Origin of the sequence: Paenibacillus sp. FSL H8-0034 (genome assembly GCF_038000305.1) — a bacterium.
Taxonomy (GTDB): domain Bacteria; phylum Bacillota; class Bacilli; order Paenibacillales; family NBRC-103111; genus Paenibacillus_S.
Window position 1 is genome coordinate 5,238,649 of the sequence record NZ_JBBOBS010000001.1, and the last position, 13,229, is coordinate 5,251,877.

A 13,229-nucleotide genomic window follows, 5' to 3' on the forward strand; every position below is an offset into this window, starting at 1 on the left:
TAAGCCTATGGAATTTTTTCCATAAGCTCGGCTCCTCCAAGTATTGATCTCTGTGATTTATTTATAACAAACCTTCAATTCAATCCGGTTATCTTCTCTATTATAAACAATACGCTCTACCAACCTCTTCAACGCCCTATTCTTCTCTTCCGACGTCGCCGCGGTACTCCACAATTTCCTAAACTGTCCAATCCGATCATATATCTTCTCGACCGACGGATAATTACTTTCAACCACAACCACTTTCCGTAAATCCTTCAGTTCTTCCTCCAGTTTCTGAATTTGTCTCGACCTTACAGTCTTGCGTTCCATAAACACCTGCTTCGTAATCATATCCTCTTCATACGACTCATGCAGCTTATCCAATGCCCGCTTCTGCTTCTTTAACTCTTGCTCCTTCACTTCGATTATCGCCTGCGTATCCGTATACCGATTACCGTGCAACTCAATCTCACGCAATATATTCGGGTCAACTTGGATAATCCGGTCATACAAAGCACTAAAAAATTCTGCATCCATCACTTTACCCCTCTGCTCACATTTACTCCCGTCTTTTGTATTGATGGTAGCATAATGCGCTCCAATGCTGCCCCTGTTTCTTGTTATCCCCTACCCGAAACCTCATCCTGGAACCACACTTCTCGCAGTACAGCAATCCCGACAACGGGAATATATTCCTTCTGGAATTGGGATTCAGCATCCGATTCTTTAGTAACCTCTCCATAATTGCTTCATGTTCTTCCTCAGTTTTCAGCTTTTTGTGTGTACCCATCACTTTAATTCGTTCCTCTTCAGGCACAAGCTCAATCTGTCCCCGCTTAGAACGTGTTCTGCCATACGTAATGTAACCTAAATGAATTTCGCTCGCCAATAATCGTTGAACTGTAACATTCGACCATCCCTTGTCCCGTCCATCAGGCTTGATGTTGTAATGGGTAGGTATTTTATTGTCCGTAAGCCAAATTGCAATATGTCCAAGGTTGGTTCCATTCAGGTATTTTTCAACAATTGGTCTATAAATTCGGAAGCTTCGTTTCATCGACAAGTACCGTTCTTGGGTTCTTATCATAATAGTAAGGAAACGGTGGCTTACCATTCGTCCACATGCCTTCTTCATATAGGCGGTAGGTCCAATTTTTACTATTTACGATGGCAAGCAGGATATCCCTGTGCTTCGATAGTACATCCTCGTAATCACCGTCATCCCGTGACTTACGTAAGTACACAGCAACATGTTTAATTTGTTTATCTTCAATCATGAATCTTCGCTCTATCTTGTTAATCTTCCCCCCATGGATACCAATCTACTGAACTATACATATGTTAAAGTAAGTATGACTTTTCCTTGGCTAATCTATTGGGTTTATGAGGTGGCAATCGGTTTTATTGTTCGCTTCTTCCATAATCCTGTAATATTCTTGTCATGTTCCTCTTGCATCTACATTCAGCCGTTACCCTAAACTTTCGCGCTGGGGGTAGACAAACTGACGCGTAATGCGTCCAAAACGTGTATGTCTGAGGAGAAGGCATAATGAAATTCGCTGCTTGCTTGCTGATGGGTCTGATTATTTGGTGAAGTGCACCGCCATCAGCAATGGCATCCTCGGGAAGACGGGATTGTTACCTTGAACGGACCCTGGGAATTTTACTGGAACCGTCTTTTGATACCCCGTGATTTTACTGACGGCTCGCCTGGGAACGCTCTGACTGTTTCCATTCCCATCTGTTCCTAACGATTTGCAGCTATCAGGTTAGTAAAGAAGTAATTACTGATCAGGATGGAAAAGGGACATCTAAATTCATATGTCCCTTTTCTTAGTCCAAACCACAACAATATTTTTATATGGTCCCTTAAGCTCATCCTTTTATTTTGAGTATTTCAGAATTCTCTTGTACATCGTTTTATTCTTCAAAGTCTTAAAAATACTCATATCAGGTCGAGTATTAATCTCCAGAATCCACGGCTTCATTTTAGAGTCAATTGCTATATCAACACCAAAGGCTCGCTTACTTCTATAACTTTTACCAAGAACATTGCTAGCTACTTTTCCTAATTTCTCAATTCTTTGAATGTATTGTCTCCTTGAATCTCTTTTAAGATGTGACTTGAGTAACGTGTCTATTGGCAATGGAGTGCCTCCAGAATGATAATTAGTTACTATTTTTTTAGGCTTCGCTAACCTTCCAATAATACCCGTCGGGATCAATGTTTTATTTTCGTTCTTTTGTACCATAACTCTGATGTCAAATGCTCGTTTGTTGTGTTTTAACAAATCAATACCTTTCTGAACTACATACTTATTTCTGGTGAATAATATATGAAGCGAACCATATAAAGCGTCAATTGAATTGAAATATTTAGAGGCAGTCCCGCTTCTTAACGAATACCCGTTTTTGGTTTTTGTTATTTTATATATGCCATGACCTCCTGTGCCCTCATCAGGTTTTAAGTACAGTGACTCATACCATTTTATCATTGTTTTAATATTCGATTTAGTGGCTATCCGAGTATCAGGCAGGAAATTATTTACAGCCTTATATCTTTTCATGAAATTATGTTTCCCTAATTTGCCCATTTTGTACTTTTCTTTTTTCACATAACAACCTCCTCAATCTTCGCTCGATTATAATATGAGCATTAGTAAATGTAGGGTACAGGCTTTAGTTGGTTTTAAAATATATCTTCCGAACACGCGAATGGAATTATATGTAAACAAAAAAAGCACGACAAGCCCGATATGAGCTTAATCATGCTTCGTTATATAAAATTTATTTATTAATGATTCGCGCAACCATTTCTGTCCCGTCACAACCACAGTTACTGGTTTAGTTTATGGCCGCAATTCGAGCAGAAGTTAGCTCCTTCGTTTTTCGTGCCACAGTTCGGACAGAAGTTCGGTTTTGGATTACCTCCAGACGCTGAAGGCGTAGGCTGGTTCTCAGCCTGAGGCTTTTGACTTGGGTTCATATTTTTCATCATTTCATTCGCTACGTTCATCCCCATCATCATGCCAGCCATGTCGGAAGCAGCGCCGCCGCCTTTTATGTTACCGGATGCAATACCGTCTGTCATGGAAACTTGTTGATACTTTTGCAAATTGCCGATCATTTCATGTGAAGCCGTCTTTGTAATCATATCTTGAATTTCTTGAGGGTAATTGAAGCTCATCACATGAAAGCCTGTAATCGTCATGCCATTGTCCATGACTTCCATATCCAGATCTTCACGAATGCCTTTGGCAATTTCGAAAGCATTCGCCTGCAGATTAAACATGTCCTTCCCTTCTCTGCTGATCCATTTCATTAACAACTGGTCCAGCACGGAAGTAATCCGGATTTTCACGTCCTCAACAAGATAACTGTCTTTCATCCCGGCAATCTTATCCATGAGCGTCACATAATCGTTTACTTTAAAATTGAACGTACCGTTGGCACGAATGGGCACACCACCCGGAAGCTGGGGAGTCGGAATCAGAACCGGATTCTGCGTCCCCCATTTGACGGTAAACTCCTTCGTATTAACGAATAAGACCTCTACTCTCATCCCGCTGTTAAATCCAAACTTAAACCCTTTTAACGTGGATAAGAATGGGATGATCTCAGACGCAATGTTATACTCCCCTTCATCCTCAAAAATCCCTTCGATCTTGCCGTTATTTACGAAAATCGCGTCTTGACCAGAGCGGATAATTAACTTGCTCCCTTTTTTTATCTCTCGATTGCTCCACTTCCAAAAAATCATATCGTCTCTAAACTCTTCCCATTCCACAACATTAGCAAATTGGTTTCCGAAAAACACCATTCTGTATCCACCCCTTCAATTAAAATGAACCTCTGCTGCCGCTATGCGAATGACCGCCTCCTGTAGTCCCTCCGCCTCCGCCGCGCGAACCGCCGCTTTTGTTTGTTTCGATCTTCCTTTTCGATGTGGTTGTCCGAAGGTAATCGTCTCGATGTTCCAGTATCCCTGAACTTCCCTCATCCTCGTAGGTCTGCCGATGCACCTTAGAACGGCCGCCTGAATGATAAGCCATCCTACCAACGATGATTCCCGCAAGGCCAATTGAAACCGCCACTTGAAACCAACTACTAAATAATATATTGTCCGGGTTCACTCCTGGGCGGAATCCCATATATTTGTGAGCGGTTTGAATATATTTTTGGAAGGCTAGCTTAAAGTTGCCACTCGTTAAATCCGGGCTAATCCTGGAGCGTATTTTATCAAGCCTTACGTCATCCAGATACTGCTCTGCTTTATAAAATCCGGCCAAATACACCTCTCTATTCTTCATGTCCATCGTCAAAATGACCGCATTGCCATGAGGTTTATCATATCCGGGTGCATGCTCATCGTAAAAATCTTGCGTCATTTTCTTAACATCGATGTTCTTGGTATTGCTGGAAGTAACTATAATAATGTCTGTTTCTCTTTGGGCTCCGTATTGATTCGCCATGGTATTGAGCTCATCATACTCTTGTTGATTTAGCAAACCCGCATCATCATAAACCAATTGCTTCAATTCCGTTGGAGCCGTTTTGCCCGCCGCCATAAGCTCTATGGGGACAGCTAGAAAAACAGCGATGAATAACAAGACTGCCAGGATCGCTCTATTTCTTTTCACCAAAATCCTCCCCCCATCATCCATGAGATAAGCTTCAGCGAAAGGAAAGTAATGCCGGAAATGCCTGCAAACCAAGCTGTCACTTTCGCCTTGCTAATCGGAGGCTTGCCAACCACCTGTCCCGTCTGACCATTCATCGCAAACGTATACTCCAATTTATTGTAGTCATAATGGACCACCCATACCGGAAGCAGGGCATAATCCGCATTTTTTAATATTGTATCAATTTGCTTGCTGGTATAGTTCACCGTGCTATACCCCGCCATCGCTGACTGAATATAAGAATCTATATACGTACTAATTTTATCTTTAGCCCGCGGTAAAAGCTCCTCGTCATTATAACTATATTTTTCAGCAATGTAACCGGCGAGGTAAGGGGTTTTAAAACTTTTTAATTGATCGTAAGGGAAAGGCTCTAATTTATCCATGAGTTCATCATTCATTTTCTCCGAAGCATCAATCGGAACCTTTACATAATTTAAACGGATCTTCCGGTATACCTCAAAATGCTGCGTTTCCGTATACTCATAGTCACCTTGCCTGTACGTTCTCACTTTTGCGGCATGGGCCTGAACCTCAATTTTATTATTTAATGCATACAGCCAGAAAGGTACATACATCCCGGTGATGCCCTTGATTCGATCTGCTGTCATAAACCCCATTGGCGTCAGAAGGCCATTCCTGCACCATTTCCGAAAAGCTTGCATCGCTTCATCCTTGCTTATCGAAAAAGGGATGACCATCGCCGGAGCCAGCTTCCCTGTCAGCCGATCACCAAGTACTACACCCGACCCGCAAAAACTGCATACCGTTGCAGTCGTCTCTGATTCAGTCATAATGACGGCTCCACAGCTATTGCAATGATATTCATTTGCCTCATCTGCTGAAAAAGTATTTTTCGTCAAAGGATCAGGAATTTGCTCAATATTGTCCTTTCTTCCACAGCTCTCACAAGATAACATCCCTGTTTCACTGTCAAAGACCATGCCACTACCGCAGTTTGGACATTTGTATTCGATAACCTGCATCTGCTCACCTCTTGATCGAAGAAACTGTTATTTATTCTTTTTCATTTTCTCTTTGATTGCAGCCAATTCATCTTCAGCATTCCTACTAGAGCTTTTCCCATCCTGTGCAAATAGCTCATCAAGATCGTCCTTCTTACCTGCTCTAAGCTCGGCAATGGCAATGGCTTCATCATAATCTCTGTTGACCTTCTCTTCCATGGCTTCGAACACAGCATCATTGCCGCCGCCCAAGGCTGAGCCGATGGAATTCAATCTTTGCTGCACTTTGGCCGCCGCCATTTTCCCTTTCAATTGGTCACGCCGTGCTTCCAACTGACCGATATCCGACACCAGTTTGTCCTGCATTTGCTTCATGCTAGCAGCGTTCAAAGAAGCTACGTCATACGCGGCTTGCAGCCCCCTTTCTTTCTCTGTGAGCAGCACCTTCTTCTCCAGAAACTTTCTGGCATCCCCCTCATTGCCGGCTTCCACGGCCTTCTCGGCATAATGCTGCAGCTTGCTGATCTCGGCTTGGCAATCATCCAGCGTTCTCTTCGTTCTTCGCTCATCTGCCAACACCGAAGCCGTTTCTGCTTTCACCTTGCCTAAGTCGATGTTCACGTTCCGCATGAAGTTATCTATCGTCTTCTCCGGATCTTCCGCCTTGTCCAGTAAGGCATTCATATTACTGGCCATAATATCTCTAAACCTTGATAAAATTCCCATGAGGACCTCCCCGCAAAATAATTGGCTGCTGCATCCTACTTCAAACCTGTGTAATCTTCTCCTATTATAAATCTTTATACGGTTGCTGTCGAAACCATAACAAAAGCAAACTCAAAACCTTATTAAACTTAAACATTACCAAGGTAATCGATTACTATTCCTTTGTTAAATGATTTATACTAAGGGTAAAGGAGTGGAGCACAAATGAGCACTAGAGGCACAACAAAAGAAGTTATTTTGTCCACAGCTATAAATTTATTTATTAAACACGGATTTGATCAAGTAACGCTTAATCAGATTTGTAAAGAGATTAATGTGACTAAAACCGCGTTCTACTACTATTTCAAATCCAAGGATGAGTTAATATCTGAATTCTTTTTGGTTGACAATCTGATATCCAATGATGATATTCTGGATATTCTGTCTGACAGTGATTATGCCAATCAGGCCATGAAAGCAATGGAGATTTATGTTAAACACATTGTTCATTCGGGAGTCGAACTGACCAAGGAATTTTACAGGGTCCACTTTCGAAGCCAAATTCCGTTCGATAAAGGCAAATCATCGTTATTGGGCAGCATTATTCCAACTCTGATTCAACGAGCCAAAGACGCGGGGCAAGTGAAAAACCCGGCGAGTGCTGTAGATTTGCACGATTCGATGTGTTGTATAGCCAATGGCGTATGTGTTCATTGGGCAATCTCTAACGGTAGTTTCGATGTTCTGGAAGAAAGCAGGAAACGGTTTGAAAATTTGCTAATAGTGAAATGATCATCGTTTTCATACCAATTGGCTATATTACTCCTGACGACACCGCAAATCGACCTATCTCCTTCAGCTTGTACCACTTTTCCGGAAGCTGCGCTTTCTTCCGCTCCAGCTGTTTTGGATGGAGCCTATTTGCCGCTTCCGTATTATTTCTCCGCATGATTAATAAGCAGTTCCTCTACCCCCGCCACCGGTTATTAACTCTCTCGTTTCAACCCCATTTCAAGAACAAAACCTGTCTATTTCCGATAATTTTCCAGTTTCCAGTGACTTAGAGGTTACTCGGCTGCTGCAAGGGTGACAATCCTCCTTACAGCGCGGATTTGCGGTTATCCTTAGGCACCATTACGGATCCCTGTACCTTTATACAATTAAACATTACCGTAGTAATGTTATTTATTACTTATGTATTGAAATTGTATGTTTTAAGTGATATATTTAGCATGCGATCGCAAACCATAAGTCATTCAGGAGGTTTAAGTATAATGGAAACAAAGGAGTCTAAAGCGAAACCAATCATTTTGGTTGTCGGAGGAACTGGAACCCAAGGGGGTAACGTAGCACGCGAGTTATTGGCGCATGGCCATCGGGTTCGCGTGCTTACTCGCCATCCTGATTTGGAAGCCGCACAGCTTTTAGTCAAAGCGGGTGCCGAGGTCGTTTACGGCGATATGAGTATGCCCGAAACTTTGAGTGCCGCACTAGCCGGCATCACAGCCATGTTTTCTGTACAATATACGGACCCGGATGACTCGTCTGTGGAACCGCGAAATGCTTATAACCTGTTACAAGCTTCCATTAAGGCGGGAGTACGCCAAGTGGTTCATACCTCTTCAATGGGCTCCGACAGGTTTCCCCGCTGGAATAAGCATGCATCGATCGTCAGCTATTGGGATCATAAATGGGAGATTGAGGATCATATCCGGAACGCCGGATTCGATACATGGACCATCCTGCACCCTACCTGGTTTATGGAAAATTTCACCGAAACCTTGGCACCATTTATGAATCCCGAGCTTGGGAAAGGCATCATTTTCAGTGCTTTACAACCGGATACACGCGTAGATATGATCTGCGGTGAGAATATCGCCGCCTATGCAAGGGCGGCATTTGAACAACCTGACCTTTTTCATAAACAAGATATTACTTTTGCAGGAGAATCGCTTACTATGGGAGAGGCAGCCGCGATCCTGACCGAAGTAATGGGCAAAAAAGTCACTTCCGTGTCATTAAGCAATGAAGCTGCCGTAGCAAGGGGACTCTATCCAAGTGTAGTGAATTCTCATGACTGGATGAATGATGTAGGATCTATAGTGGATTATGAGGCTTTAACGAAGTTTGGGATACCAAGGATATCCTTTAAACATTGGGTCGATAAACACAAGGATAAGATCAAGATCGACTAATGTAATCCAGTAATTGTCGCCGTACCTTTTATTTTAAGGAAAGAACGCCATTATTAACAGGAGTGGTCACAACTTGAGGCTCCAGTTCAGTTCTTAATAATTCTTTATAGTAATTCCTTCTATCATCTTTTGGTAATTTGTATTTGTCTGCTGATGTGTTTGCTTGTGGCATAAATAATGTGTCATATTTGGTTTTTACTTGTTTTCTGCTATTACAAGAGTCTTATTTTCTTCATTTAGTGCGCGTTGTATTACTTGATTGCTCCACATTTTGTTAATCATAAAGATTAATGTTTGCTCTCAATTCGTTCTGCATTAATTTCAAGTGAAGCATCATTCCCCTTTACAAGTATCCCTCTGTAAAGACAAACAAACGGAGCGTGTAGATACGCTCCGTTAAGTCTCTTATCTATAGAATTTCCTATTCAGAGTGCGACGTATTCCTCCTATGCTGCAGGAACCAGTCGTATATCTCCATATTGAAGAAAACGGGTGTCAAGCCAGCATGATCGGCTTCCGGATAAATCGTCAGACGCGGATTGCCTCCGCATGCTTTAAGCTTCTCAACCATTTCTTCTGCATGATGCACGGGTACAGTTGTATCCTTTGCACCATGAAACACCCATACCGGAACGTCCTTCAGCATATGGACTTTTTCCGTTGGTCCTGTGGAACAAATCGGGGCGATTGCCGCGAATCTTGCCGGAGCATCCGTTGCTAAATTCCACGTGCCAAAGCCACCCATGCTAATTCCCGTCAAATAAATCCGGCTTCTGTCCACCGCGTATCGCGCAGACACATCATCCAGCAGAGCAAGTAAAGCATCACTTTCTAAACCCCAGGTCGTGTATAATGGACATTGCGGTGATACGACGATAAAGGGAAAATCCTCTTGTTCCTCGACTAGCTTCGGGAGTCCGTATTGTTGTAGACGGCTCAGATCCGTGCCTCGCTCACCACGTCCATGCAGGAATAAAATGAGCGGCCATTCACGATTGGTTACTTCGTATCCGACTGGCAAATAGAGCAGATAATCAAGTTTTACTTGTTTCGTTATTTCTTTGTCAAGCTTGCATTCTTGCTGTTTCAACATTGTTGTCTCCTCACGTAGGGTAGTTTATTTGCTGCTTGCTTTAGCACGTTCCTGATAGGCTTTGTTATATTCCTCGATAATCTTCATATAGTTGGCATCCGACTTCAACTGTTTCACAAAGCTATCCCAGGCTTCGATCGGTTCTTTGCCCATGATTACTTTTACCTTCAAATCAATAATTTTTTTCGTATAATCGGCTCCAAGCTTTTGATTCGTTTCGGACACAAGGCCAATCGAAGGATCCGCAATGCTTATCTTCAGGCGCTCGTCAACAATCTTTTTGTTGCGTTCTAATACATCTTTTGGCATTCCCGTCCGGTAAGCCCACAAATATTTGTCATACCGTTCAAAAATTTTACCGAAGGAACTCTGCGCGACGCTGTCCTTTGTCGCCTGCTCAGTTGTTACTTTAAATCCGTCCTGTACTTTGTAGTGTACACCCTCGAACCCGTAGCAGGCCAGCAAAAATCCTTCCTCGGACGCTCCATAATCCATCAGCGCAAGAATTTTCTTCACCTTGTCCTCAGGAACCTTTTTCGGAATCAGGAACAGCCCGGAATAACCCGAGGTTTGGAAAGCGACATTGCCGAACGGACCCTTTAAACTGGTGAAAGGAAGGAAATCCGCCTTCGGGTTCGTTTTAACCAATTCAGCCGTCGAACGCCAGATGCCCTCCACTGTATCTGTATGCAAGCCTACCTTCCCCGCTTTTGCCATATCCTCCGTTTGCGATCCTTTCATCGCAGCGAAATCTTCGGGAATCAGCTTTTCCTTGTACAGCCTATTCAACCAGATCAGCGCGTCATGTGTACCCGGTTCGAGTTCAGTATTGATCAGCTTGCCATCCTGCACCTTCCATTTACCGTTGCTGCCATTCAGCACATTTTGCACAAAATTGTATTCATTCATCGAATAGCCAAGCGTGTTTGGTTTACCGTCTCCATCAGGGTCATTGAGCGTAAACGCTTTCAGTGCCCCGTACAATTCATCTAACGTTTCCGGCATTTTCAAATTCAGCTTGTCCAACCAATCCTTACGGATGGATGGCAGCGAGTTTCCTCCTTCAAGCGGACGCACGGAAGGGATGATGAAGTTTTTTCCGTTGATTCTCGTCTTCTCCCATACTTCCTTGGGATACTCCATCAAATGCGGGTATTCCTTCAGATAAGGCGTCAAATCCCAGAATGCCCCCTGATCGACCATCTGACGCATAAGCGGGTTGATTAAATCGCTGACTTTCATCAGATCCGGTATTTCCCCAGAGGCCAGCACCGTATTCTGCTTTTCCCCGTAATTATTTGGTGATACCCATGTAATTGACAACTTCGTATTCGTGCGTTTCTCAAATTCCTTCAGTACCGGATTATCGGCACTTGGGGCCTCTGTCGTATTAAATTCGGTGAGAATGCTGATTTCAGTAGGCTTTTCCTTAGCTCCCGCTTTATCAGCTGTTGCCGCCGTCCCCCTGTCTATCTTGTCACCACCGCAGGCAGTAAGCAGTGCCGCAATCAGACAGACGGCAGTAGTCGCCTTTACGTTCTTGCGAAACCATGGTTCGTGTTGAAACATGTGTAAAATCCTCCCTTTTCAATGAACGTGATATTTTATTTTGAAGTGAGCACTTTTGTTTGAACCCACCTGTCAGCCTTTCACGGAACCTAGCATGACACCTTTGGCAAAATGCTTTTGCAGAAACGGATATACAAGCACAATCGGAGTGATGGCAATTACGACTGCAGCCATTTTTAAAGTTTCCGTTGGAATGGTCTGCTCCGCCATCATTTCTGCTGCAGCCGATCCCCCAGCCGACGTGGAGGAATTGATCAGCATATTGTTCAGCACCAGCTGAAGCGGCCACTTTGTATTATCGTTGATGAACAATACGGCATTAAAAAACGTGTTCCAGTAAGCCACCGCGTAGAACAGGCCGAATGCGGCCAGCGAAGGAAGTGAAAGTGGCAGAACAATACGGACGAATATCCCGATATCATAACAGCCGTCTATCGCTGCCGATTCTTCCAGCTCCACAGGAATGTTATCGAAAAAGCTTTTCATTAGAATGACATTCCATCCGCTTGCAAGTGCCGGTAAAATCAGCGCCCAAATGCTGTCGATCAAGCCCAGATTGCGGATCAACATATAGTGGGGAATGATCCCCGGATTAAATAAAATCGTGATAAGAATCAACAGCATAATCACCCGTCGGCCTAGCAACCGTTTTCTGGACAGACCATATGCCAAAGCAGAAGTAACGATCAAGCTAAGTACGGTGCCTACAGTTGCAAGAAATACACTGACACCCGTCGCATTCATAAATGTTCGAGTGGACAGCAAATACTTATATGCGGATAACGTCCAGTGGTGTGGGAACAAAACCAAACCCTGCTTGAGAATATATTCCGACGGATCCGTGAACGAGACAACGAACACGTAATAAAGTGGAAACAGCGCTAACAGTCCAGCTACGGAAAGCAGCGTTACATTTCCCGCATCGAACAACCGGGAACCAAGACTTTCTTTCATCGTTTTCACCCCCTAATCTAAAGCTAATCTCAGGTCCACCACTTGAGAAAAATAACGCATAACCGTTGCGATTGTCATAATATAATCGCTGTTATTTCCTGATCAATAGACCCCTTCTTCTCCAAGACGCTTGGCTATCCGATTGGACACAATGACAAGAACCAGTCCTATAACAGACTTGAAGAGCCCTACGGCCGTGCTGTAGCTGAATTGACCACTCTGAATTCCCATCCTGTACACGTAGGTCTCGAATACGTCAGCCACTTCCGATACGGCCCCATTCATCATCAGGAAGACCTGTTCAAAACCGACATCCATGACATGACCGAGACGCAAAATCAAAAGAATAAGAATGACACTGCGAATCGCTGGCAATGTAATATGCCAAACCTGCCTAAGACGATTGGCTCCGTCAATCTTAGCAGCCTCGAACTGCTGCGGGTCGACCCCGGCAATAGCGGCGAGGAAAATGATCGTTCCCCACCCTGTATCCTTCCAGATCGACTGGGCAGTCAACAGCCACCAGAACATGTCGGAGTTCGTAAGAAAATCAACTTTATCCTCACCGTACGATGCAAGTAGCAGGTTGACGATCCCTGATGTCTGAGAGAACAGCAGGAAAGTGATGCCCGCAATGATGACCCATGATAAAAAATGCGGCAAATACACTATCGACTGGAGTATCCTTTTAAACACCACATTCCGGACTTCGTTCAACAGCAAAGAGAAAATAATCGGCATCGGAAAAAAGAATAATAGACTCATGAGGCTGATCATCGTCGTATTACGCAATAATTTGACGAAATCCGGATTGGAAAAAAGCCTGTTAAAATGCTCGAACCCCACCCACTTGCTCTGCACGACTCCCAAATAAGGGGAATAGTCCTGAAAAGCGATGACAATACCCCACATTGGAACATATTTGAAGAGGATGAAAAATACGAGTCCCGGTAACATAAGCAGATACAGACCCTTGTCCCGCCTCAGTCCGTGCCACTTAGATTTGCGTCTTCCTTTCTCCGTAAATCCGGTGGCTCCTCGCTGTGAATACATCCTAATCGTATTTACCTCCTTCACGAACTGT

14 protein-coding genes are annotated in these 13,229 nt (G+C 43.7%); 2 read left to right on the forward strand and 12 right to left on the reverse strand.

The annotated features are described in order from the left end of the window. Positions 1-57 precede the first annotated feature (57 nt). From NST47_RS23645 to NST47_RS23680, 8 genes are all read right to left on the reverse strand, one after another. Positions 58-519 (reverse strand): hypothetical protein, encoded by a 462-nt coding sequence (locus NST47_RS23645; protein WP_341157320.1) that lies wholly within the window; start codon positions 517-519, stop codon positions 58-60. A gap of 22 nt (positions 520-541) precedes the next feature. After that, entirely contained in the window at positions 542-1,039 is a 498-nt protein-coding gene (locus tag NST47_RS23650) for a recombinase family protein (RefSeq protein ID WP_341157321.1), read from the reverse strand. Beyond that, on the reverse strand, positions 1,014-1,259 hold the full coding sequence (locus NST47_RS23655; protein ID WP_341157322.1) for a hypothetical protein: 246 nt from the start codon (positions 1,257-1,259) through the stop codon (positions 1,014-1,016). The genes NST47_RS23650 and NST47_RS23655 overlap by 26 nt, the downstream gene beginning before the upstream one ends. A gap of 606 nt (positions 1,260-1,865) precedes the next feature. After that, positions 1,866-2,597, reverse strand: coding sequence for a YheC/YheD family protein (locus tag NST47_RS23660; protein WP_341157323.1), 732 nt, complete (start codon positions 2,595-2,597; stop codon positions 1,866-1,868). Between the two features lie 221 nt (positions 2,598-2,818). Continuing rightward, positions 2,819-3,802, reverse strand: coding sequence for an SPFH domain-containing protein (locus NST47_RS23665; protein ID WP_341157324.1), 984 nt, complete (start codon positions 3,800-3,802; stop codon positions 2,819-2,821). Positions 3,803-3,821: 19 nt separating this feature from the next. Beyond that, complete coding sequence (locus NST47_RS23670; RefSeq protein ID WP_341157325.1) at positions 3,822-4,622, reverse strand: TPM domain-containing protein; 801 nt, start codon at positions 4,620-4,622, stop codon at positions 3,822-3,824. Continuing rightward, a complete protein-coding gene (locus tag NST47_RS23675) occupies positions 4,619-5,650 on the reverse strand; it encodes a TFIIB-type zinc ribbon-containing protein (RefSeq protein ID WP_341157326.1) in 1,032 nt (343 codons plus the stop codon). Before NST47_RS23675 ends, NST47_RS23670 begins: the two co-directional genes overlap by 4 nt. 27 nt (positions 5,651-5,677) lie before the next feature. Next, complete coding sequence (locus NST47_RS23680; protein ID WP_341157327.1) at positions 5,678-6,355, reverse strand: PspA/IM30 family protein; 678 nt, start codon at positions 6,353-6,355, stop codon at positions 5,678-5,680. A gap of 204 nt (positions 6,356-6,559) precedes the next feature. Here NST47_RS23680 and NST47_RS23685 point away from each other — a divergent pair, with 204 nt between their 5' ends. Next, the gene (locus tag NST47_RS23685; protein ID WP_341157328.1) at positions 6,560-7,126 is read left to right on the forward strand and encodes a TetR/AcrR family transcriptional regulator; all 567 of its coding nucleotides are present in this window, start codon (positions 6,560-6,562) and stop codon (positions 7,124-7,126) included. 482 nt (positions 7,127-7,608) lie between these two features. Next, positions 7,609-8,529, forward strand: coding sequence for an SDR family oxidoreductase (locus NST47_RS23690; RefSeq protein WP_341157329.1), 921 nt, complete (start codon positions 7,609-7,611; stop codon positions 8,527-8,529). A 421-nt stretch (positions 8,530-8,950) separates the two neighbouring features. On the opposite strand, the gene NST47_RS23695 is transcribed toward NST47_RS23690, so the two are convergent. From NST47_RS23695 to NST47_RS23710, 4 genes are all read right to left on the reverse strand, one after another. Continuing rightward, positions 8,951-9,619, reverse strand: a complete 669-nt coding sequence (locus tag NST47_RS23695; protein WP_341157330.1) for a carboxylesterase family protein — start codon at positions 9,617-9,619, stop codon at positions 8,951-8,953. Between the two features lie 27 nt (positions 9,620-9,646). Beyond that, positions 9,647-11,191, reverse strand: a complete 1,545-nt coding sequence (locus NST47_RS23700; protein WP_341157331.1) for an extracellular solute-binding protein — start codon at positions 11,189-11,191, stop codon at positions 9,647-9,649. A gap of 72 nt (positions 11,192-11,263) precedes the next feature. Then, a complete protein-coding gene (locus NST47_RS23705; RefSeq protein ID WP_341157332.1) occupies positions 11,264-12,145 on the reverse strand; it encodes a carbohydrate ABC transporter permease in 882 nt (293 codons plus the stop codon). A 102-nt stretch (positions 12,146-12,247) separates the two neighbouring features. Continuing rightward, positions 12,248-13,222, reverse strand: coding sequence for an ABC transporter permease (locus NST47_RS23710; protein WP_445667395.1), 975 nt, complete (start codon positions 13,220-13,222; stop codon positions 12,248-12,250). Positions 13,223-13,229 lie beyond the last annotated feature (7 nt).